Annotated in this window: 23 protein-coding genes and 1 tRNA gene; 16 read left to right on the plus strand and 8 right to left on the minus strand. The window is 61.5% G+C overall.

Annotation, left to right across the window (positions count from 1 at the left end):
• Positions 1 to 22 precede the first annotated feature (22 nt).
• The 3 genes from AB1A62_RS13115 to AB1A62_RS13125 are packed head-to-tail and all read right to left on the minus strand — an operon-like array spanning position 23 to position 4,132.
• On the minus strand, positions 23 to 1,072 hold the full coding sequence (locus AB1A62_RS13115) for a lipocalin-like domain-containing protein (RefSeq protein WP_366661905.1): 1,050 nt from the start codon (positions 1,070 to 1,072) through the stop codon (positions 23 to 25).
• Positions 1,062 to 3,479, minus strand: a complete 2,418-nt coding sequence (locus AB1A62_RS13120) for an ABC transporter permease (protein WP_366661906.1) — start codon at positions 3,477 to 3,479, stop codon at positions 1,062 to 1,064. The genes AB1A62_RS13115 and AB1A62_RS13120 overlap by 11 nt, the downstream gene beginning before the upstream one ends.
• Positions 3,476 to 4,132 (minus strand): ABC transporter ATP-binding protein, encoded by a 657-nt coding sequence (locus AB1A62_RS13125; RefSeq protein WP_366661907.1) that lies wholly within the window; start codon positions 4,130 to 4,132, stop codon positions 3,476 to 3,478. Before AB1A62_RS13125 ends, AB1A62_RS13120 begins: the two co-directional genes overlap by 4 nt.
• Before the next feature lie 195 nt (positions 4,133 to 4,327).
• Here AB1A62_RS13125 and AB1A62_RS13130 point away from each other — a divergent pair, with 195 nt between their 5' ends.
• Complete coding sequence (locus tag AB1A62_RS13130; protein ID WP_366661908.1) at positions 4,328 to 4,777, plus strand: potassium channel family protein; 450 nt, start codon at positions 4,328 to 4,330, stop codon at positions 4,775 to 4,777.
• Here the strand turns inward: AB1A62_RS13130 and cls are convergent.
• Positions 4,774 to 6,189, minus strand: a complete 1,416-nt coding sequence (gene cls, locus AB1A62_RS13135) for a cardiolipin synthase (RefSeq protein WP_366661935.1) — start codon at positions 6,187 to 6,189, stop codon at positions 4,774 to 4,776. The two genes, AB1A62_RS13130 and cls, sit on opposite strands and share 4 nt — an antisense overlap.
• Positions 6,190 to 6,417: 228 nt before the next feature.
• Here cls and AB1A62_RS13140 point away from each other — a divergent pair, with 228 nt between their 5' ends.
• Both AB1A62_RS13140 and AB1A62_RS13145 read left to right on the plus strand, forming a co-directional pair.
• Entirely contained in the window at positions 6,418 to 7,200 is a 783-nt protein-coding gene (locus tag AB1A62_RS13140) for a YihY/virulence factor BrkB family protein (protein ID WP_366661909.1), read from the plus strand.
• Between the two features lie 129 nt (positions 7,201 to 7,329).
• Entirely contained in the window at positions 7,330 to 7,518 is a 189-nt protein-coding gene (locus AB1A62_RS13145) for a hypothetical protein (RefSeq protein ID WP_366661910.1), read from the plus strand.
• Between the two features lie 6 nt (positions 7,519 to 7,524).
• On the opposite strand, the gene AB1A62_RS13150 is transcribed toward AB1A62_RS13145, so the two are convergent.
• On the minus strand, positions 7,525 to 8,241 hold the full coding sequence (locus tag AB1A62_RS13150; RefSeq protein WP_366661911.1) for an RlmE family RNA methyltransferase: 717 nt from the start codon (positions 8,239 to 8,241) through the stop codon (positions 7,525 to 7,527).
• A 76-nt stretch (positions 8,242 to 8,317) separates the two neighbouring features.
• Positions 8,318 to 9,430, minus strand: coding sequence for a Ppx/GppA phosphatase family protein (locus tag AB1A62_RS13155; protein ID WP_222475781.1), 1,113 nt, complete (start codon positions 9,428 to 9,430; stop codon positions 8,318 to 8,320).
• A gap of 285 nt (positions 9,431 to 9,715) precedes the next feature.
• Between AB1A62_RS13155 and AB1A62_RS13160 the strand changes: the two genes are divergently transcribed.
• Genes AB1A62_RS13160 through AB1A62_RS13170 form a run of 3 tightly spaced genes read left to right on the plus strand, consistent with a single transcriptional unit; the run spans position 9,716 to position 12,042 of the window.
• Positions 9,716 to 10,012: a virulence factor gene (locus tag AB1A62_RS13160; RefSeq protein ID WP_366661912.1), complete on the plus strand. Its 297-nt coding sequence runs from the start codon at positions 9,716 to 9,718 to the stop codon at positions 10,010 to 10,012.
• Between the two features lie 24 nt (positions 10,013 to 10,036).
• Positions 10,037 to 10,963, plus strand: coding sequence for a methylenetetrahydrofolate reductase (locus AB1A62_RS13165; protein WP_366661913.1), 927 nt, complete (start codon positions 10,037 to 10,039; stop codon positions 10,961 to 10,963).
• 17 nt (positions 10,964 to 10,980) lie between these two features.
• Complete coding sequence (locus AB1A62_RS13170) at positions 10,981 to 12,042, plus strand: methyltetrahydrofolate cobalamin methyltransferase (protein ID WP_366661914.1); 1,062 nt, start codon at positions 10,981 to 10,983, stop codon at positions 12,040 to 12,042.
• A gap of 187 nt (positions 12,043 to 12,229) precedes the next feature.
• Here the strand turns inward: AB1A62_RS13170 and AB1A62_RS13175 are convergent.
• Positions 12,230 to 12,319 (minus strand) — tRNA-Ser (locus tag AB1A62_RS13175).
• A 119-nt stretch (positions 12,320 to 12,438) separates the two neighbouring features.
• Between AB1A62_RS13175 and AB1A62_RS13180 the strand changes: the two genes are divergently transcribed.
• The 7 genes from AB1A62_RS13180 (at position 12,439) to AB1A62_RS13210 (ending at position 18,744) form a co-directional block, all read left to right on the plus strand.
• Positions 12,439 to 13,290: a DUF2059 domain-containing protein gene (locus tag AB1A62_RS13180; protein WP_366661915.1), complete on the plus strand. Its 852-nt coding sequence runs from the start codon at positions 12,439 to 12,441 to the stop codon at positions 13,288 to 13,290.
• A gap of 201 nt (positions 13,291 to 13,491) precedes the next feature.
• Positions 13,492 to 14,055, plus strand: a complete 564-nt coding sequence (gene rplU, locus AB1A62_RS13185) for a 50S ribosomal protein L21 (protein ID WP_039145986.1) — start codon at positions 13,492 to 13,494, stop codon at positions 14,053 to 14,055.
• Between the two features lie 11 nt (positions 14,056 to 14,066).
• Positions 14,067 to 14,336, plus strand: a complete 270-nt coding sequence (gene rpmA, locus AB1A62_RS13190) for a 50S ribosomal protein L27 (protein WP_019297807.1) — start codon at positions 14,067 to 14,069, stop codon at positions 14,334 to 14,336.
• 281 nt (positions 14,337 to 14,617) lie between these two features.
• Positions 14,618 to 15,154 carry a GNAT family N-acetyltransferase gene (locus tag AB1A62_RS13195; protein WP_366661916.1) on the plus strand — a complete coding sequence of 179 codons (537 nt, stop codon included), beginning with the start codon at positions 14,618 to 14,620 and terminating at the stop codon, positions 15,152 to 15,154.
• 120 nt (positions 15,155 to 15,274) lie between these two features.
• Positions 15,275 to 16,309, plus strand: a complete 1,035-nt coding sequence (obgE, locus tag AB1A62_RS13200; protein WP_366661917.1) for a GTPase ObgE — start codon at positions 15,275 to 15,277, stop codon at positions 16,307 to 16,309.
• On the plus strand, positions 16,297 to 17,403 hold the full coding sequence (gene proB / locus AB1A62_RS13205; RefSeq protein WP_366661918.1) for a glutamate 5-kinase: 1,107 nt from the start codon (positions 16,297 to 16,299) through the stop codon (positions 17,401 to 17,403). Before obgE ends, proB begins: the two co-directional genes overlap by 13 nt.
• Before the next feature lie 75 nt (positions 17,404 to 17,478).
• Positions 17,479 to 18,744, plus strand: coding sequence for a glutamate-5-semialdehyde dehydrogenase (locus AB1A62_RS13210; RefSeq protein WP_366661919.1), 1,266 nt, complete (start codon positions 17,479 to 17,481; stop codon positions 18,742 to 18,744).
• Between the two features lie 63 nt (positions 18,745 to 18,807).
• On the opposite strand, the gene AB1A62_RS13215 is transcribed toward AB1A62_RS13210, so the two are convergent.
• Positions 18,808 to 19,404 carry a histidine phosphotransferase family protein gene (locus AB1A62_RS13215; protein WP_366661920.1) on the minus strand — a complete coding sequence of 199 codons (597 nt, stop codon included), beginning with the start codon at positions 19,402 to 19,404 and terminating at the stop codon, positions 18,808 to 18,810.
• A 34-nt stretch (positions 19,405 to 19,438) separates the two neighbouring features.
• On the opposite strand from AB1A62_RS13215, the gene AB1A62_RS13220 reads away from it, so the two are divergent.
• The 3 genes from AB1A62_RS13220 to AB1A62_RS13230 all read left to right on the plus strand — a co-directional run bounded on the left by AB1A62_RS13220 (position 19,439) and on the right by AB1A62_RS13230 (position 21,316).
• Entirely contained in the window at positions 19,439 to 19,621 is a 183-nt protein-coding gene (locus AB1A62_RS13220; RefSeq protein ID WP_366661921.1) for a DUF3553 domain-containing protein, read from the plus strand.
• Between the two features lie 106 nt (positions 19,622 to 19,727).
• A complete protein-coding gene (locus AB1A62_RS13225; protein ID WP_366661922.1) occupies positions 19,728 to 20,489 on the plus strand; it encodes a GNAT family N-acyltransferase in 762 nt (253 codons plus the stop codon).
• Positions 20,486 to 21,316, plus strand: a complete 831-nt coding sequence (locus tag AB1A62_RS13230; protein ID WP_366661923.1) for a lysophospholipid acyltransferase family protein — start codon at positions 20,486 to 20,488, stop codon at positions 21,314 to 21,316. Before AB1A62_RS13225 ends, AB1A62_RS13230 begins: the two co-directional genes overlap by 4 nt.
• Positions 21,317 to 21,503: the final 187 nt, after the last annotated feature.

A 21,503-nucleotide genomic window follows, 5' to 3' on the forward strand; every position in this document is an offset into this window, starting at 1 on the left:
ACAAGGGCGCTTTCGGGCGCCCTTATTCATAACCGGTCATCTCAAGGTATCCTGTGCCGCTGTGGCTGCCGGCTACCGTGACCGGCCCCTCCCAGTAGGAAAACGAGGTGCCCATCCAGCTTTGCGGATTAAGCGACTGAACTTCAACGGAAACTCCTTGGGAAGGCAGGGAGACTTTCCAGCGCGTGGGGATCTTGCGTCCCTCCACATCACTGGTTTCCAAGGGTCCTGCCTGGAAAGTTCCCGGCGCCAACGGCTCAGCTGTTCCGTCAGCAGTTATCCAGGTGCCGGAAGTGAAATTGCTGGTTTCGCCGCGCAGCACAAATCCCATCAGCTTGCCGCCGCTGTCAAAGCTGAGGGAGAACCAGTCCCAGCCGCTTTGATCCTCTGCCAGCGGCTGGCTTGACCACTCGCGGTCCAGCCAGCCATGGCCAGTGACCGTGATTGGGCCGTCGGGAAGCTCGAGCGTGCCGGAGACCTGATAATGCGGCTGAGAATAGTAGTGGCTCGCCTGGCCGCTGGCGGATTTCACCGAATAGCCATTGTCGCCGTGCAGTACCAGCGGGCCATAAGAGGTGAGGTCCAAATCGTATGAAAAGTCACTTCCAGCGGCGGAAAGTGACAACTTCTCAAAGGTCTCTCTAGCGGAGCGAATCTGCCAGTCATCTATCCAGGCGTTAAAGGGATCCGCCTGCACGCCAGCCTGGCCAACCCCGCCGCGGGCAATGCGCTCTGCGAACAGGTGCTGATCCTGCGAGGTCACGGCCGCATGGGCCATCCAGATTTGCGGGCTTTTCCAGCCTTCCGCTTCTCCCGGCGCCAGAGCGGAGCGGAACAGCGTCCACTGGATGCCGTAATCCGCACCGTCGGTTCCTACGAGGTTGGCGGTCAAGTACCACCATTCAATGCGGAAATCGGGATGCGGGCCATGGTCTGCAGGAAAGGACAGCTGGGTGCCGGGCTGCGGGATGGCGAACCCCTCTGCTTCCGTTCCCAGCCCGGCGTAGCCCTGTGGCTGCGCGGCGGTGGCCCAGCCTGCGGCTGCGGCACAAAGGAAAAACCTAACGTTCATTGGCAAACACCTTAAGCAGTTCTGCCGGATCGATCCGGCTGAGCCGCCGGGCAGGCAGCGCGGCGGCAATGACCGCTGCCAGCAGCGCCAGCAGGAACAGCCGCAGCCAGTCGAGCGGAAACAGAAACATCGGCAGCTTCCAGCCAAAGGCCTCCACATTGATCACCGACAGCAGCGACCAGGCTAAAGCCAGCCCCAGCGGCAGCGCCAGAACCGCTGTGACAGCCGCCAATAGCAGGCTGCGCAGAACCTCCGCAGCGGCCAGCTGGCGGCGGGTCACTCCCATGGCCCAGACCGGTGCAAGCTGGGGCAGGCGCTGGTTCCACAAAGTCAGAAGGCTGGTCAGCAGCGCAAAACCCGCCACCCCCAGCGTCAGGAGGTTCAGTGCCGCGGTGATGACAAAGGTTCGGTCAAAGACCGCCAGTGAGCGGGCCTTGACTGTCGCTTGGTCAGTGATGTTTTCCCTGGGAATATCAAATTCTTCCCGGATCGACTTGATTAATCCTGAAATCTCCTGCGGAGCTGCGCGCAAACCGAACTGGCGGTTTGGAATGTTCGGCGCGCGTGCCAGAAGGGCCGCCAGCGAGACCATTGCCTGGCCGTTCGGGTTGCCATAGTCTGAGTAGATTCCGGCAATGGGCAGACGCCATTCTGGTTCAAGCTCAAGCACCCCGCCGGGAACCAGCCCGTGACGGCGCGCCAGCTGCTCATTTATCAGCATGGCCTCACCTCTGGCGGTCTGGTCCCAGACATCCGGCAGAGCGTCCAGCAGCGGCCAGTTCTTCCGGAAGGCGGCGTCATCCTCAAAGCCGTAGATCCGCAAGGGCGCACCTTTGAAGCGGCTGTCTTTATAGCGGCGCGGCAGGGCTGTTATACCCTGCTTTTCAAGCCATCGCGCTAATTCTGCGCCCTGGGAATCGCTGGTGGCTGTGACGTAGACCTCAGCAAACAGGCGCTGATCCAGCCAGCCGGTAAAGGTCAGGCGGAAACTGGATACCATGGTGCCAACGCCGATGTTTGCGGCCAGAGCCAGCAGAAGTGCCATCAAGGCCAGGGACATACCCGGAATCTGCGCCTGCGTGTCAGCCCATAGCCACTCTGAGTAGGCCCCCTTCGCAAACCGCGCGCCCAGCGACAAACCGGTTGAAACAAGCAGCGGCAGCAAAAGTGCAGCGCCGAGCATGAGGGCGCCCAGAAATGCAAAGCCAGAAATAAGTCCTTGAAATGTTGCAAGTATCAAGAATCCAGCGGCGATAGCTGCGACCCCGCACACAGCTCCTGCCAGATGCGATCGGCTGGCTTGCTGGCCTCTGGCGCGGGCCGCCGGAGCAGCAAGCAATGGCATGCGCCAAAGCGCAAAGAGAGACTGCGCCGCGGCCAGGAACGTGCCGCCCAATGTCATTGCCAGACCTGAAAGAACCCAGCCCGGCCGCAACGAGAGGCTGCCATCCACTGGTGCACCATACAAACCAGCCAGCGTAGCGTTGACACCGGGCAACAACGCGGCCGCCACCACATAGCCGCCGGCCAGTCCGGCTGCGCCAGCGAGGAGCGCAAGCACGGCCAGTTCCGCAGCAAAAAGGCCGGACAGCAAGCGCATTGGCACCCCGAGGCTGCGCAGCGTCCGGATCATCCCGCGCCGCTGCTCGAGGCTGAGCGCGATGGTGCCCTGGACGATGAACAGGCCTACCGCAAAGGAGAGCAGGCCAAAGGCGGTAAGGTTCAGATGGAAACTGTCCGTCAGCCGCGCTGTGTCCGAGGCGGCGGCATGGGCAGGGATGAGGGTCAGCTCAGGCGCCAGCTCACTGAGCGGTGTCAGCCCCGGGCGCTGCTCCGGCAGAACCAGCAGATAGCTCAGGCTGTCCGGACGCCGCAGCAAGCGGCTGGCGAGGCTGAGGTCCGCCAAAGCTATTCCGCGTGGCAATGTTGCCATTCGAGTTACAGGGTGCACGTGCTGCGATGCAGTCAGGAGCGCTGCCGTTTCCGGGTGCGCAAAGATCCTTCCTGGCGGCAGCAGAGCTTCCAGCGGCGGAACGGAGTCTGCTTCCGCGGCCGTGGCCAAGGCCGGGGCCTGCGGGTGCTGGAGCAGGTCAACCCCCATGATATCAAAGCTTTGCCGCTCGAGCCTGACAACGCCCTCCAGCACCGGGGCCAGCCGCCAGCCGGACCGGCGCAGGTCGGCATAACGGGCAACGGGGATGGTTCCAGCTTCAGGAACAAGCCGGGCAGCCCCCGCGGTGCCAAGTTGTTCCGCGGCACGGTCATAGCTGGCCCGCGCCTCAGCGTTGATGGCCTGAACTGCCGACCATAAACCAGCCGCAAGCGCCAGCCCGGTGACCAGGGTTGCCAGCTGAAGGGGATGGCGCCGCCAATGCGACAGGATGACCAGAAGCGTGGCGCCTGTCATGCGGTCGTGCCGTGCTGCAGATGCAGGCGGTGGTCCAGCATCTGGGCAATTGCGGCAGAATGGGTGACCAGGAACAACGCAGTGCCGCTTTCCCGGACCAGCTGCAGCATCAGCTCCATCACGGCGGCGCTGGCGGTTTCATCCAGGTTGCCGGTCGGCTCATCCGCCAGCAGCAGCTTGGGCCGCACGGCCAGCGCGCGGGCGATGGCCACACGCTGCTGCTGCCCGCCGGACAGCTGCTCAGGATAGCGCTCCTGCACGGTGGACAGGCCCAGATGGTCCACCAGCCGTGTTCCCCAGCCTGTGTCCCATTTGCCGCCAAGACGGGCATGCAATGCGATGTTGCTTCCGACGCTGAGTGAAGGGATCAGATTAAACTGCTGGAATACAAGCGAAACGTCACGCCGTCGCAATGCAGCCCGCTGACCGTCGCCAAGCCCGGACAGACGGGTCCCGTCAATCTCGATCTCGCCGCTGTCGAAATGATCCAGCGCCCCGGCCAGATGCAGCAGCGTGCTTTTGCCGGAGCCGCTTTCCCCGGTAAGAGCCAGGCTCCTGCCCGCTGCCAGATCCAGGGATACCCCGCGCAGAACGGCTGTTTCCGCCGTCTGGCCGGGATAGCTCTTGGTCACATTGCGGATCTTCAGAACCATTTGCGGCAACTTTCGCTTTTTTGGTCATCAATTGCTGCAAAGGTACTCAACACCCGTGATTGCGGGAAGTCCAGACCGGCTCAACTGCGGCGCCGGCTGCCGGGAGCGGCGGAAAGCGGCAATTGCCTATTGCAGGCAGGATTTTTAAGGTGCAGCCATGGGTTGCCAGAGCACGATCAGAATGGGAGGTCCGGCATGACGCTGTGGAACCAGCTGCTGTGGGGATCAATCTACCTCAGCTCTTGCCTGATCCTGGAGATCACGATCCTGGTTTGGTGCGCCTCTGTGCTGAACAGGCTGTCCAAGCGGTTTTCTAAACCCTACCGGCCCTGGCAGCTGGGTCTTATGCTGGTGGTGGCCATTTTCATTATTCTTGGCAGCCATACCGCACAGGTTTGGATCTGGTCCTCGGCCTTTGTTCTGGTCGGCGCGATCGAGGATTGGAATACTTCGGTCTATTTTTCGCTGGTGACCTACACCACGCTTGGTTACGGCGATGTGGTTCTGGGACCCGCGCTGAGGATCTTTGCAGCGCTGGCTGCGGTAACGGGGCTGTTCGGTTTCGGAATCAGCACGGCGTTCCTTGTCAGCGCCATGGGGCGGCTGTTTTCCTTTAACGGACAGCGCTCTGAGGGAGACGGTTAAAGCACAGGCGCCAGCAGGCGCGCGACAGGCGCAAGAAGGCGGACGCGCGGGTTCTGCTGGTCAAGCCTCACAGCTAGCTCCTTCGCGTTCTGAAAGTCCTTGGCGAGCATTTCCGCAACCTGCTCAGCGGGCCGCTGGGCGAAAAACAGGGCCATGGTTTCAAAGTTCAGCCGGAAGGAGCGGTTGTCCAGGTTTGCGGTTCCAATTCCGGCGATCGTGTCGTCGACGACAAAACACTTCTGATGCATGAAACCGCCCTCATAGCGCAGGATGCGGACGCCGGCCTCGCGCAGTTCATCAAAAAATGCAAAGCTGGCAAGCCACGGTAGGTGATGGTCAATGGTTTCCGGCAAAAGTACCCTGACATCGACACCCCGCAGGCCTGCGTGCTTCAAGGCTGCGAACACATCCTGGTCTGGCACAAAGTACGGGGAGGCCAGCCAGATCCGGGTCCGCGCAGCCGTGATGGCGGAGAAGTAGAGCATGGAACCGTTGCCGGTGGTGTCACCGGGGCCGGTTGAGGCGATCAGTGCTGGCAGGTCCTGCGGTGAGGTTTCGGGCTCCCAGTTGAGAAGGTCCAGGATAGGCTCCTGGGTGCGCCAGAGCCAATCCTCCGCAAAGGACAGCTGAAGCTGCTGCACCACAGGTCCGGTCAGCCGGACATGCGTATCCCGCCATGGCCCGAACTCAGGATTCAGCCCCAAGTATTCATTCCCTACATTCAGGCCGCCGGTAAAACCGGTGCGTCCGTCCACGATTACGGTTTTCCGGTGGTTGCGGAAATTGATCCGCAAACGGTGCCAGGGGCCGCGCTGAACCGCCGGATCTATTATGTTGACACCCGCAGCCTCCAGCGCGCGCTTGTAGTCGCGGGACAGTTTGCGGCTGCCGATGCTGTCCGTCATGAACCAGACAGTAACGCCGCGCTCTGCCGCGGCAATCAGCCGGGACTGCAATTGCATCCCCAGGCCGTCGGCGCGCAGTATGTAGTACTGAATCAGGATGTAGTCCTGTGCGTTTTCAATGGCTTCAAAGATGGAGTTGAATGTTTCGGTGCCGTTAACCAGGATATCCAACCCGTTACCGCGGCATATGTTGAGGCCGGCAATCACTTCGAAAGGCGCAGTATTGACACCCGCCGCCGCGGCGTCCTGTGATTGGGCGCTGGTAAAGTTTCGCTTGGCGATAACGGCCTGCTCTGCGGCCCTGCGGGATTTCCAGTATCCCTTGAACCGATGGTGACCGAAGATCAGATAGGCAGGCAGGGCAAGGACCGGGACGGCGAGCAGGAACACAACCCAGCCGATGGCCCCTTGCGGTGTGCGCGCGGTGCGCGCGGCACTGAGCGCCGCCAGTCCGGCAGCCGTCCAGGTTGCGGCCAGCGCGGCCGTGCTGAAAACAATCCAGAACATCACGGGCTCCAAAAACTGCCTTGGAGTCAACCTAATACTGAATGGGACACTTCGCCATCCCCGGCGCCTCCAGTCCAGCAAGGCGAGAGCGGGCGACTTGTTTTGCCGCTGGCATTTTCGCTGCAGTTGTGGAACCGTGCCGCTATGCCCATCCTGCCGCCAATCCGAATGTGGCCAGCCGCATTGATAACCGCCGCAAGCCGCTTCAACAGAAAGAATGGCTGGGTAATGAGCAGTCACATCGCCATGTCGATGATGCTGGCGCTGTTTCCCTTTGTTCTGTTTACCGTGGCACTGGCGGGCACGGTGGCGGGCATTTTTTCGCAGAGGGTAGAAATGGACAGTATGACCGAATTGGTATTCGGTTCATGGCCGGAATCCGTTGCTCAGCCGATCCTTGCGGAGGTTGAGGCGGTCTTACGGACGTCGAGCACGCAACTGGCAACCTTGGGCGGGCTGTTTGCGCTGTACTTTGCGTCCAACGGAGTCGACGCCGTTCGCATTGCCTTGGTGCAGGCCTATCACGATACCGATACCCGGCCGTTCTGGAAAACCCGGGCGCTTTGTATCGGGCTGGTGATCCTTGGCGGGGCGGGGATCCTGGCTTCAGCGGTCTTTGAAGTCTTTCTTCCATTGTATGTGCACTACCTGGCCGACCTTCTGCCGTTCGGACAGCCCTCCAGCCAATGGGAGAGGGGGCTGAGCCGCCTGTTTGCGGTCATGTTGCCGGTGGGCGCAGTGCTTTCGTTTCACCTCATTCTGCCGGGGCGGGTCCACCGTTTCCGGCGGATCCTGCCAGGTGCGGTGCTGACGCTTCTGTTGTGGCTGATCTGCGGCAGCGGATTTGCCATTTATGTCAGCTCCTTCGCGCAGTATTCCGCTACTTACGCGGGCCTTGCTGGTGCCATGGCGGCGATGATTTTTCTTTATCTCAACTCCGCAATTTTAATCCTGGGCGCGGAGTTCAACGGCGCATTGATCGATATCGCAAACAGCCTGGGTCGGACGTGACGCCTGCGGCCTATGTGCAACTGTTTCCGGAATTTCAACAATAAGGCAGGGTTGCCACAATTGCGCCCATGTCTCAGCCCAATCGACCTTTAGGTCCGCAGGAAAGCAGCGGATCCAGAAGGGGCCATCATGACGAAACTGCAAAACAAACTGCGCCATCTGCGGCTGTTTGAACTCAAGCGGCAGCGTGAAATGGGCGGCCATGCCGGCCGCAAGCTGCGGGTATCCCGGCTGACCGATGAAGACGGCGAGGAGGCCATTATGCTGCGCACTTTGGCGGCACGGTCGCTGACCATGCCGCACAGCCGCCGGGTCTGACGGGGCCTAGCCGCGAAAGCCTGTGGCCACCACAAATTTTTCAGAGCTGTCCGAACGCGAGGAGGGCGGCTTGATGTTCATCACCTTGGTGAACTTCTGCTTCAGCAGCTTCTGCAGCTCGCCTTCGGCGCCGCCAGCCAGAACCTTGGCGACAAAGGTGCCGCCTTCCTCCAGAACGTCAAAGGCGAAATAGGCTGCGGTTTCGCACAGCGAGATGATCCGCAAATGGTCGGTCTGCTTGTGGCCCGAGCTGGCTGCCGCCATGTCCGACATCACCACGTCCGCCTTGCCGCCCAGCCATTCCTTGACCTGTTCATCGGCCCCGTCATCCATGAAGTCGAGCTGGTGGAATTCGGCCCCAGCCAGCGGTTCGACCTCCTGCAGGTCGACACCAATGATGCGGCCGACCGCCTTGCCCGGCTTCTCGCCCAGGGAATTGATCCGCTTTACCGCAACCTGCGCCCAGCCGCCCGGTGCGCAGCCCAGGTCGACAACCCGGGCGCCGTTCACCAGGAAGCGGAACTTGTCGTCCAGCTCCATGATCTTGTAGGCCGCGCGGCCGCGGTAGCCTTCGGCCTGAGCTCGTTTTACATAGGGGTCGTTCAACTGCCGCTGCAGCCAGCGGGTCGAGCTGAGCTTGCGCCCGCGGGCGGTTTTCACATTGACCTTTAGATCCCGCTGCCCGCGGCCGGATGTGTTCTTTCCTGTCGGTGTCTTTGCCATGACTGCCACCATTTGCGCCGGGTGCCCGGAGTTTTGCCAACTCCGGCCCGGAAAAATCCAATTCTACCGGCCCCGTTTAATAGGGGCCGTCTTCCAGAACGCCATCCGCGCTCATCTGCGCATAAAGCAGGCCTTCGCGGAGGCCGCGGTCGGCGACCGACAGCCGGTCGGTGGGCCAGCAGCGCAACAGTGCCTGCAGAATGGCGGACCCGGACATGATCAGCGCCTGCCGGTCTTCGCCGATGCGGGGGTCGCGGCGGCGGCCCTGAGGGCCGAGTTCTAGATAACCGCGGATCACTTTGTCAATCTGATCGCTGGTCATCCGCAGGCCATCGACCTTGGTGCGGTCATAGCGCTTCAGCCCCAGATGCGACGCGGCCACGGTGGTGACGGTGCCGGAGGTGCCGACGATCTGAAAGCCCTCGCGCGCCTGCTCATCCTTGTAGGGGGCGAAATCGGCAAGATTTTCTTCGAAGAACCAGCTCATCAGGGCAAAACGCGCAGCGTCGTCTTCCACGTCGTTGAATTGGTCGCGCAGCGTGGCGACCCCCAACGGCACCGAGATCCAGTCCACCACCTTGGCGGCGGGGAAGGGGCTTTCGGTCGGGTGAAACCCGTTGTGCAGCCGCATGATGGCGGACGGGCGGTCGCGCCGCGGCACCGAGGAGACATCGATCCAGACCAACTCGGTCGAGCCGCCGCCAATATCGACCACCAGAAGCTGCTCGGTCTTGGTGGAGACAAGCGGCGCGCAGGAGATCACCGCCAGCCGCGCCTCTTCCTCCGGCTGGATGATTTCAAGCGTAAGGCCGGTCTCCCGTTTAACCTGGCGGATGAAGTCGCGGGCGTTTTTTGCCCGGCGGCAGGCTTCGGTCGCCACCAGGCGCATCCGCTTGACCTTGTTGCGTTTGAGTTTCTGCTGACAGATCCGCAGCGCCTGAATGGTGCGCGCCATCGAGGACCGCGACAGACGTCCGGTCCGCTCCAGCCCGGCGCCGAGCTGCACCGACTTGGAGAAACTGTCGACCACATGAATGCCGCTGCCCTTGGGCTGGGCGATCAGCATGCGGCAGCTATTTGTTCCCAAATCCAGCGCCGCATAGAGCGCATCAGGATCGGGACGGGCCGGTGCAGGGGTCTCAACCGCTTTGGGAAACGCGCCCGCACCTTTCGAGCGCCTGGGCGCCATGATTCACGCCCTCCGATTATCGTGTTAAGAATGACAATAGGTGCGCAAATGCGGCGGCGCAAGCGCCCTGGAGGCAGAAGTGAAGCAATTTCCGCTGCTTCGCGGAAATCTCATAATCCACATGAATATTTTGGCACAAAGCCGCTGTGGCATTCGCAGGTGTGCAAAGCTAGTGTCGCGGCAGCAAAACGTCGCTCAAACCCATCGTGTTGTCGAAAATCGACCAACTTACTGAGCGCCACCGCACTAGAACGTGGTCTATCCAGGCTAGGAGGAAAGCAAGGCATGCCCGACGTTACGATCGTATACTGGCGCGATATCCCCGCTCAGGTCATCGTTGGCAAAGGCCGCCGCGGCGCCAAGCGTCAGCTCGAAGAACGGTTCGAGCAGGCGATTGACCGCGCAGCCATGAAGGTAAACGCAAAAGATGCGGATGCCTATCTGGCTGAATGGCGCAAGGCTGCGCCTTTCTCTGCTGAGGGAGAGGCCGCTGACATCGCCGAATCCGAAGCCAAACGCCTGGAAACTGAGTATGATCAGGACCGCCTGAAGGCACTGATTGCGAATGACGGATGGGCGTGACCCCTACCACTTTGGGAGGCCGTGATGGCTTTGCTGAACTTTAAGAAACGCGACACTGGCGCAGGCCAATCCGCCACCCCTGAGATGGAGGCCTTCCTGAAGGGGTATTCCATCGAGGTGATGCCCCGCACGGCTGCAAAGGTGGAAGACTTCCGCGACCTGCTGCCCGCCGGAACCCGCGTCTACATTGCGCACATCGAAGGCACCCCGATCGAGGATATGGTCGAGACCGCCAAGCGTATCGCTGGTGAAGGCTACGATGTGATGCCGCACTTCCCGGCGCGGATCATCAAGGACAAGGCGACCTTGGGTGACTGGATCAACCGCTACCAGGGCGAAGCGGGCGTCAAGCAGGGCCTGATCCTGGCCGGCGGCGTTGCCAAGCCGCATGGTGAGTTCGACAGCTCGATGCAATTGCTTGAGACCGGCCTGTTTGACCAGGCGGGCTTTACCAACCTTCACGTTGCGGGTCACCCCGAGCCGAACCTGGACATCGACCCCAAGGGCGGCCGCACCAACACCTACGCGGCGCTGGACTGGAAACAGGAATTCTCCAAGCGCACCGACGCCCAGATGGCGCTGGCGACCCAGTTCTGCTTTGAGTCTCAGCCGGTGATCGACTGGGTGAATGAACTGAACGAGCGCGGCATGAACCTGCCGATTCACATCGGTATCGCAGGTCCGGCCAAGCTGCAGACCATGATCAAATTTGCCATCGCCTGCGGCGTCGGCCCGTCGCTGAAGGTTCTGCAGAAGCGCGCCAAGGACGTTTCCAAGCTGCTGCTGCCGCATGAGCCGGGTGAGGTACTGGCGGGTCTGGCAGCCCACAAGGCAGCCAACCCTGACTTTGCAATCGAGAAGGTTCATTTCTTCCCGCTGGGCGGCATCAAGACCAATGCCACCTGGGCTATCAACAACGGCGGCGCCTCGGCGAAGCCGGTCAACTCCTAAGACCCTAAGGATCAACAATGACCCGTACAGTCGTAGAATCAAAAACAAAAACCGCGGTCCTGGGCTTTGATGAGCCGTTCTGTGTGATCGGTGAGCGCATCAACCCGACCGGCCGCAAGAAACTGGCGGCCGAGCTGGAAGCCGGCGATTTCTCCACCGTCGAAAAAGACGCTGTGGCTCAGGTTCTGGCCGGTGCCACCGTTCTCGATATCAACGCGGGCGTGGTTTACAACTCCAACCCGAACCCGAATGAGACCGAGCCGCCGCTGATGCGGAAGATCGTTGAACTGGTTCAAGGGCTGGTCGACGTGCCGCTGTGCATCGACTCCTCGGTTCCGGGTGCGCTGGAAGCAGGCCTGGAAGTCTGCGAAGGCCGTCCGCTGCTGAATTCTGTCACCGGTGAAGAAGAGCGCCTGGAGCAGATCCTGCCCTTGGTCAAGAAGTACAACGTGCCGGTTGTGGCAATCTCCAACGACGACACCGGCATCTCGGAAGACCCCGATGTGCGTTTCGCCGTCGCCAAGAAGATCGTTGAGCGTGCTGCCGATTTCGGCATCCCGGCGCATGACATCGTGGTTGACCCGCTGGTGATGCCGGTTGGCGCCATGGCGACTGCCGGCCTGCAGGTGTTTGCCCTGGTCCGCCGCCTGCGCGAAGAACTGGGTGTGAACACCACTTGCGGTGCGTCCAACATCTCCTTCGGCCTGCCGAACCGTCACGGCATCAACAACGCCTTCCTGCCCATGGCAATGGGTGCCGGCATGACCTCTGCGATCATGAACCCGGTGGCGCTGCCGGTGACCCAGAAGGCCATTGCCGAGAAGAAGGCTGCAGTCGAGGCCGCTGGCATCATCCTGCCGGAAAGCATGGATGACGAAGCGTTTGTCACCATGTTCGGCCTGGGCTCCACCAAGCCGCGCGCCGGTAAGGAAATGGAAGCCATCCGCGCTGCCAACTTCCTGACCAACAACGACCCGCATGGCGGTGAGTGGATCAAGTTCAACAAGGCTCCTGCCGCTGAAGGCGAAGAAGGCCGTGGCCGTGGCGGCCGCGCCGGCGGACGCCGCCGCCGCGCCTGATCCGCACAGGCAGAACTACACAAGGGCCGGACAGAAATGTCCGGCCTTTTTTGTTGCCGAAATTTCAGGCGTGTAGACGGTCGGATGAAGCTGCGGCGGGGTCGGAAAAGGGGCGCCAGCCTGTAAATGCAGGGCGCGTCAGCGCTGCGGCATGCGGCCTGATTGTGAAGCGGTCAGAAGGGGAAAATGGCGGAGAGACAGGGATTCGAACCCTGGGTGGGCTTGCACCCACAACGGTTTTCGAGACCGCCCCGTTCGACCACTCCGGCACCTCTCCGCGGGGGGTGAGGCGCGGTTTAATGTTGATTCAGGACCGGCGCAAGGGGCGATTTGCAGCTTTGGCAAAAAAAGCCGGATTTCCGTTGCCAGCCAAAGGTTTTTGCCTAGATTTGCACTATGCAGATGATCCGAACACTTTCCGCTTCCCTGTTGCCATCTCTGGCAATGCTATGGCTTGCCTGCTGGGCGGTTTCCCAGCCCGCCGCTGCCGCCGACCGCGCTCGGGTCGAGGCATTTCTGGAAGTCACCGGATTTGACGTGGCTCTGGACAGCATCGCTCTGTCAGCTTCCAGCGCGCCGGGCATGCTGGGCGTCGATGCAGGCGCCTTTGGCAGCCAGTGGACCGAATTGTCGGAGGAGGTCTTTGACACCAGCCAGATGCGCGGCCTGGCGCTGGATATCCTGGAAAACACCCTGGATGACGAGGCACTGGATCATGCAGCCGCCTTTTATGCCAGCGATCTGGGCAAACGGCTGGTGCGCGCTGAAAATGCCTCCCATCTGATTGAGGATGATGAGGTGAAGCAATTGGCCGGTAACCGCATCATTTCCGACCTCGTTAAAGCCGGCAGCAAGCGGGTGGCGATGTACAGGCGGATGGGAAGTGCCATCGATGCCGCGGGCACAGGTGTGAAGGCCTTGCAGCAGATCCAGTTCCGCTTCCTGATGGCAGCTTCAGCCGCCGGCGTGATCGAGATGGAGCTCGACGCGGAAGAACTTCAGGCCTTGATGAAAGAGCAGGAGGGCGAACTGCGTCTCAGCCTGCAGGCGTCCAGCCTGGCCGCTTCTGCCTATACCTACCAGGAATTCTCGGACGCCGAATTACAGGCCTATGTCGAGGCGCTGGAGGAGGAGCCGATGCAGCGGGTCTACGAACTGCTGAATGCGGTTCAGTATGAGATCACCGCCAACCGGTTCGAGGAGCTGGCCCACCGCATGGCCGAGCTGACGCCGGGCCAGGATATCTGATTTCCGCAGGCTGATTGAAAAGCCTGTGGAAAACGGTTGACACACCGCCCGTTCCGAACCATAAGCCCGCATCCCGGCCCGGAATCCGTGCGCCGGGGTTTATTTGTCATACGCCCATCCAAGGGCGCGCTGTTCGAGGCGGCATCTGCCGAAACGCCCGCAAGGGGGCCGTAGGACGCGGTTAGAAAAGGAAAGACGCACATGTTTGCGGTCCTCAAGACTGGCGGCAAGCAGTACAAGGTTCAGGCGGGCGACGTGCTCCGCGTTGAGAAACTTGCTGCAGATGCCGGCGACACCATCCAATTCGACGAAGTTCTGATGCTGGGCGGCGACGCTCCGGTTGTCGGTGCTCCTCTGGTTGACGGCGCAGCCGTCAAGGCAGAAGTGATCGAGCAGATCAAAGGCGAGAAGCTGATCCACTTCGTCAAGCGCCGCCGGAAGCACTCTTCCAAGCGCACCAAAGGCCACCGTCAGAAACTGACCCTGGTCCGGATCACCGAGATCCTGGCTTCGGGCGCAACCAAAGCCGCTCCGAAAGCTGCTGCCAAAGCCAAAGCCGCTCCGGCCGCTGAAGCTGCTGCAGGTTCGGACGACCTGACCGCCCTGACCGGCGTCGGTCCCGCAGCTGCCAAGAAACTGGCAGAAGCAGGCCTGACCACTTTTGCTCAGATCGCAGCCTTGTCCGAAGACGACATTGCTGGTATCGAGGCGATCAAAGTGAAGCCCGAGTGGGTTGAGCAGGCCAAAGAGCTGGCCAAAGGCTAAGGAGAGAGAGAATGGCACATAAAAAAGCTGGCGGTTCCTCCCGTAACGGCCGCGACTCTGCTGGTCGCCGCCTTGGCGTGAAACTCTACGGTGGCCAGGCAGCCATCGCAGGCAACATCATCGTGCGTCAGCGCGGCACCAAGTTCTGGGCCGGCGAAGGCGTGGGCATGGGCAAAGACCACACCCTCTTTGCAACTGCTGACGGCGCTGTGAGCTTCCGCAAAGGCCTGAAAGGCCGCACCTTTGTATCGGTTCTCCCAGTGGCGGAGGCCGCTGAGTAAGCCGACCCGAAGGGTAAAGAAGTCTTTAGGGGATCGGCTGCAAGGCCGGTCCCTTTTTCTGTTTTGAAACTTGAGCTTGTGATGAGTTTTCCAGTGACCGCAGTAACCAGGTATAGCGCGCTGAACCAGCCAGGTGTTCACACCGGGCAAACGGGAAGTTTTGCCATATTTGAATGCCGTGTGCCTTGCCGTGACAGCTCGGCGTGCACATCTGAAATTCATCGCGATAACAACAAAGGCGTTTGCCGCCGCAAGAATTTTGGCCGAGGAGGAGCGTGTCCGTGAATTTGGAACAGATCGTGTGCCAGCAGGTGATTGAAACTGAGCGTTTTGTCCTGCGGCCCCTGCGAAAATCCGACGCCGGCCTGATTGAACATTATGTCAGCGACGAACGCGTTGCCCGCATGACCCGCTCAGTGCCGCATCCGCTGCCGCCCGGCGCGGCTGAGGCGTTTGTGGCACGCGCCATGGCCGAGGAGCGGGATGAGGACGTCTGGGTGATCGACGGAACCATCGAGGGCGACTCCGAGCTGAAAGGCGTGATCGGGCTGAAGCGGATGGACCGCAACCAGTCCGAAGTGTCCTATTGGACCGCGCCGCCGTTCTGGAACACCGGCCTGGCGTCAGCGGCGCTGAAGGCGCTGGTCGATGCGAACCCGCAGAAAAACGACGCGATGTTTGCCTCAGTCTTTCAGGACAACCCCGCTTCTGCCCGGGTGCTGATCCACTGCGGTTTTGATTATTTGGGCGATGCAGAAAGCTATTCGGTGGCGCGCGACGCCTCCGTCCCAACCTGGACTTACAGCCGAAAACTGTGATTGGCGCGGCGCGCGCTTTGCGGTAAGGCAATCGAAACAGTCCCGCCAGTGCCCTGGGTTCTGGCGGGACTCTTGTACTGCGCGGGCAGGCACTGGGGCCTGCCGCATTAAGGAGCTGTCATGAAATTCCTCGATCTGGCAAAGGTCTACATCCGCTCGGGCGCCGGCGGGAACGGCTGCGTCAGCTTCCGCCGTGAGAAATACATCGAATACGGCGGCCCGGACGGGGGCGACGGCGGCAAGGGCGGCTCTGTCTGGGCTGAAGTTACCGAAGGTCTGAACACCCTGATCGACTTCCGTTACCAGCAGCACTTCTTTGCCAAGAACGGCCAGTCCGGCATGGGCCGCCAGCGCACCGGCAAGGACGGCGATGATATCGTGCTGCGCGTGCCTGTCGGCACTGAGATCCTGGACGAGGATCAGGAAACCGTCCTGGCCGACCTCACCACGCCGGGTGAGCGCGTGCTGCTGGCTAAGGGCGGCAATGGCGGTTTTGGCAACCTGCACTTCAAGTCTGCGACCAACCAGGCGCCGCGGCGTGCCAACCCGGGCCAGGAGGGCGTAGAGCGTACCATCTGGCTGCGGCTGAAGCTGATTGCGGATGCAGGCCTGCTTGGCCTGCCGAATGCAGGCAAGTCGACCTTCCTGTCGGCCACCTCCAACGCTCGGCCCAAAATCGCCGATTATCCCTTTACCACGCTGCACCCGAACCTGGGTGTGGTCGGCATCGACAACACCGAATTTGTGGTCGCGGACATTCCGGGCCTGATCGAAGGCGCGCATGAGGGCAAGGGGATCGGCGACCGGTTCCTGGGCCATGTGGAGCGCTGCGCGGTGCTGCTGCACCTGATCGACGGCACTTCCGACACCGTGGTCGAAGATTACGAGACCATCATCGGCGAGTTGGAGGCCTATGGCGGCGTTCTGGCCACAAAGACCCGGATCACCGCACTGAACAAAGTCGATGCCATCGACCCGGAGGAGCTGGACGAGAAGCGCAAGGCGCTGGAAGAGGCTGTCGGCGGTCCTGTGCACCTCATGTCCGGTGTCAGCCGCCAGGGTGTGAACGAGATCCTGCGCGCCCTGCGCAATGAGATCGACGACGATCGCTTGCGGATGAAACCCGCCGAGGAGGAAGCGCCTTGGCAGCCCTGACGTCTGCAAAACGGATTGTCGTCAAGATCGGCTCGGCGCTGCTGGTTGACCGGGAAACCGGCGAGCTGCGCGCCGGCTGGCTTCATTCGCTGGCCAACGACGTTGCTTGGCTGAAGTCCCGCGGCACCGACGTTGTGCTGGTGTCCTCCGGCTCCATCGCCCTAGGCCGCGGTGTACTGGGCCTGCCCCGCGCAGACCTGCCGCTGGAACAATCCCAGGCCGCCGCCGCAGTGGGCCAGATCCGCCTGGCCCGCGCCTATGAAGAGGCGCTGGCGCCGCACCGGATCACCACCGCACAGGTGCTGGTGACGCTGGAAGACAGCGAGAACCGCCGCCGCTACCTGAACTCCCGCGCGACGCTGGAGACGCTGCTGGCGATGGGTGCCGTGCCGATCGTCAACGAGAATGACACCATTGCCACGGATGAGATCCGCTATGGCGATAATGACCGTCTGGCGGCGCAGGTCGCGGTGACGGTTGGGGCTGACTGCCTGATCCTGCTGTCGGACGTTGACGGCTTCTACAGCGCCAATCCGGCACTGGATCCGGAGGCCAAGCGCTATGACCGGATTGACGCAATCACGCCAGAGATCGAGGCGATGGCCGGCGATGGCGTCTCCGGCCTGTCCAAGGGCGGGATGATCACCAAACTTCTGGCCGCCAAGATGGCAACCGCTGCAGGCTGCGCCATGGCGATCACTGAAGGTTCTCCCTTGAACCCTCTGAAAACACTTCAAGAAGGCGCACCTTGCACCTGGTTCGCAGGGCAGGGTGATCCGCAGGCCGCGCGCAAGCACTGGATTGCGGCGATGAAGACCCGCGGCGTTCTGACCATTGACGAGGGCGCCGCCCGCGCGCTGATGTCTGGCAAAAGCCTGCTGCCCGCAGGCGTCCGTCATGTGGAGGGTGACTTTGGCCGCGGCGATCCGCTGGCCATCCTTGGCCCAGACGGGCGCAAACTGGGGCAGGGTCTGTCGCGCTACACCGCGGATGAGGCCCGTGCCATACAGGGGCGCCATTCGAAGGAGATCGAGGCCACGCTGGGCTATCCCGGCCGCGCCGCGCTGATCCACCGCGATGATATGGCGCTTTGACCGCACCACCTGATAGTTTATTCCAGCCGGGACGGCACCCAGTGCCAGACAGCGACCGGCAAGGGCACGAGACACATGAAAGACAATGAAAACATCCCCGCCGTGATGGCGGAGCTTGGCAAACGTGCAAAGCAAGCGGCGCAAGTCCTGGCCACGGCCAGTGCAGAACGCAAACATGCAGCGCTGATCGGCGCTGCAGAAGCGGTTTGGAGCCGCCGGGCAGAAATCATCGCGGCAAACGCCAAGGACTTGGAGTTTGGTCGCGGCAAGGGGCTGTCGGACGCGATGATGGACCGGCTGATGCTGGACGAGACGCGCATTCAGGGCATCGTCGACGGCCTGCGCGCTGTGGCAGAGCAGCGCGATCCGGTTGGCGAAGTGATGGAAGAGTGGGAGCAGCCCACCGGCCTGAAAATCCAGCGTGTGCGCACCCCGCTGGGTGTCATCGGCGTAATCTACGAAAGCCGCCCCAACGTGACCGCCGATGCAGGCGCGCTGTGCCTGAAATCGGGCAACGCGGTGATCCTGCGCGGCGGCTCGGAAAGTTTCCATTCCAGCCAGGCCATCCATGCCTGCCTGGCGGAGGGCCTAAGAACTGCAGGTCTGCCGGAAAACGCCGTGCAACTGGTCCCGACCCGCGACCGCGCCGCGGTGCAGGAACTGCTGACAATGACCGACTATGTCGATGTCATCGTTCCCCGCGGCGGCAAGGGGCTGGTTGGACTCGTCCAGCGCGAGGCGCGAGTGCCGGTCTTTGCCCATCTTGAGGGCATCGTGCACATCTATCTCGACAAGGCTGCTGATCCGCAGAAGGCGCTGGATGTGGTGTTGAACGCCAAGACCCGCCGCACCGGCATTTGCGGCGCCGCAGAATGCCTGCTGATTCATCAGGACATTGCACCCGGCTTGGGCAAGATGGTTCTGGAAACCCTTGCCTCTGCCGGCGTTGAAATCCGCGCCGAGGCAGGCCTGCCCGGACCGGATGGCATGACCACTGCCAAGGCGGAGGACTGGGGCAAGGAATACCTGGATTCAATCATTGCGGCGAAACAGGTCGCGGACGTTGACGAAGCAATCCAGCACATCCGTGCGCACCATTCCCAGCATACCGATTGCATCATTACCGAGGATGAGATGGCTGTTCAGAAGTTCTTCTCAGAACTCGACAGCGCGATCCTGATGCATAATGCCTCGACACAGTTCGCCGATGGCGGCGAGTTCGGGATGGGCGCAGAGATTGGTATTGCCACCGGCAAGATGCACGCCCGCGGGCCCGTGGGCGCCACCCAGCTCACCAGCTTCAAATACCTGGTGCGCGGTAACGGCACCACCCGCGCCTGACCCTCAGAAAGTGAAAAACGCCGGGCAGATTGCCCGGCGTTTCTTTGTGAGAACTGGCGCAGATCAGAACTGCAGCGTGATCCTTTCCAGGTTCAGCTCCAGCCGCACGGTGCGGCCTGCCTCTTTGGCTGCTTCCGGTAGCAATGCGAACTGCACCAGTGCCGGGGTGATTTCAGCGTTCGAATTGCCGCCGCTGACCCGCGCCCACAGCTCATCATCGACGGTGACCTTGCGGCCTTCGCCCATGACCGTCCATTTGCCGTCTGCGCAGAATATCTTGACCGTGCCGCCGTAGGGCAGTGCCGATTCCAGGCACAGCGCGGACAGAAGCGCCAGCCGCGCCTCGCTGCGGGTGCAGCCCTCCAGCGGCGACCACTGGTATTTGATCCGCCCGCCTTTGCCGACGTCTTCCAGAACAGACACAATCTCGGCCCGCGGCGTCTGCTGGTCTCCGGCGGCACCAAAGGCGATGCGGAAAAAACGGATGCGGGCATTTGCATTGGCGACGCTGTCAGAGATCAGCTCCAGTTCCGGTCCCGACATGCTGCCGGCCATGCCCAGCAGTTCCAGGCCGTTGTTGATGGCGCCGACCGGGCTGATCAGATCATGACAGATCCGAGACCCTACCAATGCGGCCAGATTGGCGTTATCTACACCCATAACTATTACTTCCTCCAAACTGGGCCATCCGCAAATGAATGACCTCAACGCTATTTTGGCCCCCGGCATGTTTGTCCGGCACCCGGACCACCCTGAATGGGGCGTCGGCCAGGTGCAGTCGAACGCGGGCGGCAAGATCACTGTGAACTTTCCCGATCAGGGCAAGCTTGTGATTGACGGAGCGCGTGTCTCCCTTATTCCCGTCATTGATCCATAACGGTTTATGAAGGGTTAACGTAATCCCTCAAATTCTCCCCAATTCCTGCGCGCTCTTTGCCTTATTGATGTGAAGCGCTCAAGCCTGAACTATGCAAGGTGACCGAATGCCAGACACCGCCCTGGATTTTTCCGTGAAAATCGCCGAAACGGAGCACGAGCTGCGAGCCGCGCAGGCTCTGCGCTATGATGTTTTCGTGCGCGAACTGGGCGGCGGCGGCGAATTGATTGATCACGAGGCCGGGCTGGAGTGTGACCGGTTTGACCCGTTCTTTGACCACATGCTGGTGACGGATGAAGTCAAAGGCATGGTGGTGGGTGTGTACCGGCTGTTGCGCGATGACCAGGCGGCAAAGGCAGGGCAGTTCTATTCCGAGGATGAATATGACCTGAGCGTCCTGAAGACCTCTGGCCGCCGGCTGTTGGAATTGGGGCGTTCTTGCCTGCATGCTGATTACCGCGGCGGCATGGCGATGTTTCACCTCTGGTCCGGGTTGGCGGATTATGTCGAGCGGCACGGCATCGAGGTTCTGTTCGGCGTTGCCAGCTTCCACGGCACCGACCCGCTCGAGCTGGCCAATCCGCTGGCTATGCTGCACCACAACCACCTGGCGCCGCCTGACCTGCGCGTGCGGTCGAAAACCTTTCAGTCCATGGACTTGGTGGGCGCAGATGATCTGGACCGAAAGCGGGCGATGGTGGAAACACCTGCGCTGATCAAGGCTTATCTGCGGCTGGGCGGATTTGTCGGCGAGGGCGCCTATATCGATCATGCCTTCAACACAACTGATGTCTGCCTGATCCTGGACACCGCACGGATGAACGAACGGCAGCGCAAAATCTACGCAGGAGGCCGGGGCCGGGAATGAGCGTCAGCTGGCAAAGCGAGAAGGCCCCCGATCCGGTCCGCATAAGCGCCCTAGGCTGGTGTCTGGTGCTGCTGCGCGGCGTGCCGCTGGCGCTGCTGGTATTCGGCGGGCTGCTGCTTCTGCTGACCGTGCGGCTGGTTGAACGCCCGCTGTTCGGGCTCCAGCGGCCGGTCACCCCGTTCATCACCCAGTTCGTCTGCCGCAATGCGTTCCGTATCATGGGAATCCGCTACCAGACCCGCGGCACACTGATGCGGCGGCGTGGGCCGGTTGTTGCAAACCACTCTTCATGGCTGGATATCTTTGCCTTGAATGCGCGCAAGCGGATTTACTTCGTTTCCAAGTCAGAGGTCGCCAAGTGGCCGGGCATCGGCTGGCTGGCGCGGGCCACCGGCACTGTGTTCATCGAGCGCAATCCCAAGAAAGCCAGGGAGCAGGCGGACCTGTTCGAGCAGCGTCTGCGTGCGGGACATAAATTGTTGTTTTTCCCCGAAGGCACCTCAACCGACGGACTTCGGGTTTTGCGTTTTAAAACAACACTATTCGCCGCGTTTTTCACAGACCACCTGCGGAGCGGCCTGCACGTTCAGCCGGTGTCTGTTGTGTACCACGCTCCTATCGGCGCACCTGCCCGCTTCTACGGCTGGTGGGGGGATATGGACTTTGGCCCGCATCTACTCAAGGTTCTGGCTGCCCCGCGCCAGGGGGCAGTAGAGCTGATCTATCATCCGCCTTTGAAAGTGGCGGATTTTCCGGACCGCAAGGCGCTGGCCGCCCGGGCAGAGGAACAGGTGCGCAGCGGCCATCAGGACGCCTTCAAGGCCTGAATTCCGGGGCAGGGCGCCGAATTCTGCGGGACGGCTCTTGCCAGCTGGCAATAACTGCTCTATAGGCGCGCATACGAACCCGCAGGCGGGGTTTGGCCTGATCAGGGGAGACATCCCTGACGGACCCCCGGTTGGAGCATCAGCTCTGAACCCCCGCCGAGGATAGAAACCGGAAAGGAAAGAATAG

The sequence above is a fragment of the Leisingera sp. JC11 genome, from assembly GCF_040704725.1.
Taxonomy (GTDB): Bacteria; Pseudomonadota; Alphaproteobacteria; order Rhodobacterales; family Rhodobacteraceae; genus Leisingera.

Coding starts and splice junctions, on each gene's coding strand:
- AB1A62_RS13115 (WP_366661905.1), bottom strand. CDS start 1,072: ATGAACGTTAGGTTTTTCCTTTGTGCCGCAGCCGCAGGCTGGGCCACC.
- AB1A62_RS13120 (WP_366661906.1), bottom strand. CDS start 3,479: ATGACAGGCGCCACGCTTCTGGTCATCCTGTCGCATTGGCGGCGCCAT.
- AB1A62_RS13125 (WP_366661907.1), bottom strand. CDS start 4,132: ATGGTTCTGAAGATCCGCAATGTGACCAAGAGCTATCCCGGCCAGACG.
- AB1A62_RS13130 (WP_366661908.1), top strand. CDS start 4,328: ATGACGCTGTGGAACCAGCTGCTGTGGGGATCAATCTACCTCAGCTCT.
- cls (WP_366661935.1), bottom strand. CDS start 6,189: ATGTTCTGGATTGTTTTCAGCACGGCCGCGCTGGCCGCAACCTGGACG.
- AB1A62_RS13140 (WP_366661909.1), top strand. CDS start 6,418: ATGAGCAGTCACATCGCCATGTCGATGATGCTGGCGCTGTTTCCCTTT.
- AB1A62_RS13145 (WP_366661910.1), top strand. CDS start 7,330: ATGACGAAACTGCAAAACAAACTGCGCCATCTGCGGCTGTTTGAACTC.
- AB1A62_RS13150 (WP_366661911.1), bottom strand. CDS start 8,241: ATGGCAAAGACACCGACAGGAAAGAACACATCCGGCCGCGGGCAGCGG.
- AB1A62_RS13155 (WP_222475781.1), bottom strand. CDS start 9,430: ATGGCGCCCAGGCGCTCGAAAGGTGCGGGCGCGTTTCCCAAAGCGGTT.
- AB1A62_RS13160 (WP_366661912.1), top strand. CDS start 9,716: ATGCCCGACGTTACGATCGTATACTGGCGCGATATCCCCGCTCAGGTC.
- AB1A62_RS13165 (WP_366661913.1), top strand. CDS start 10,037: ATGGCTTTGCTGAACTTTAAGAAACGCGACACTGGCGCAGGCCAATCC.
- AB1A62_RS13170 (WP_366661914.1), top strand. CDS start 10,981: ATGACCCGTACAGTCGTAGAATCAAAAACAAAAACCGCGGTCCTGGGC.
- AB1A62_RS13180 (WP_366661915.1), top strand. CDS start 12,439: ATGCAGATGATCCGAACACTTTCCGCTTCCCTGTTGCCATCTCTGGCA.
- rplU (WP_039145986.1), top strand. CDS start 13,492: ATGTTTGCGGTCCTCAAGACTGGCGGCAAGCAGTACAAGGTTCAGGCG.
- rpmA (WP_019297807.1), top strand. CDS start 14,067: ATGGCACATAAAAAAGCTGGCGGTTCCTCCCGTAACGGCCGCGACTCT.
- obgE (WP_366661917.1), top strand. CDS start 15,275: ATGAAATTCCTCGATCTGGCAAAGGTCTACATCCGCTCGGGCGCCGGC.
- AB1A62_RS13210 (WP_366661919.1), top strand. CDS start 17,479: ATGAAAGACAATGAAAACATCCCCGCCGTGATGGCGGAGCTTGGCAAA.
- AB1A62_RS13215 (WP_366661920.1), bottom strand. CDS start 19,404: ATGGGTGTAGATAACGCCAATCTGGCCGCATTGGTAGGGTCTCGGATC.
- AB1A62_RS13220 (WP_366661921.1), top strand. CDS start 19,439: ATGAATGACCTCAACGCTATTTTGGCCCCCGGCATGTTTGTCCGGCAC.
- AB1A62_RS13225 (WP_366661922.1), top strand. CDS start 19,728: ATGCCAGACACCGCCCTGGATTTTTCCGTGAAAATCGCCGAAACGGAG.
- AB1A62_RS13230 (WP_366661923.1), top strand. CDS start 20,486: ATGAGCGTCAGCTGGCAAAGCGAGAAGGCCCCCGATCCGGTCCGCATA.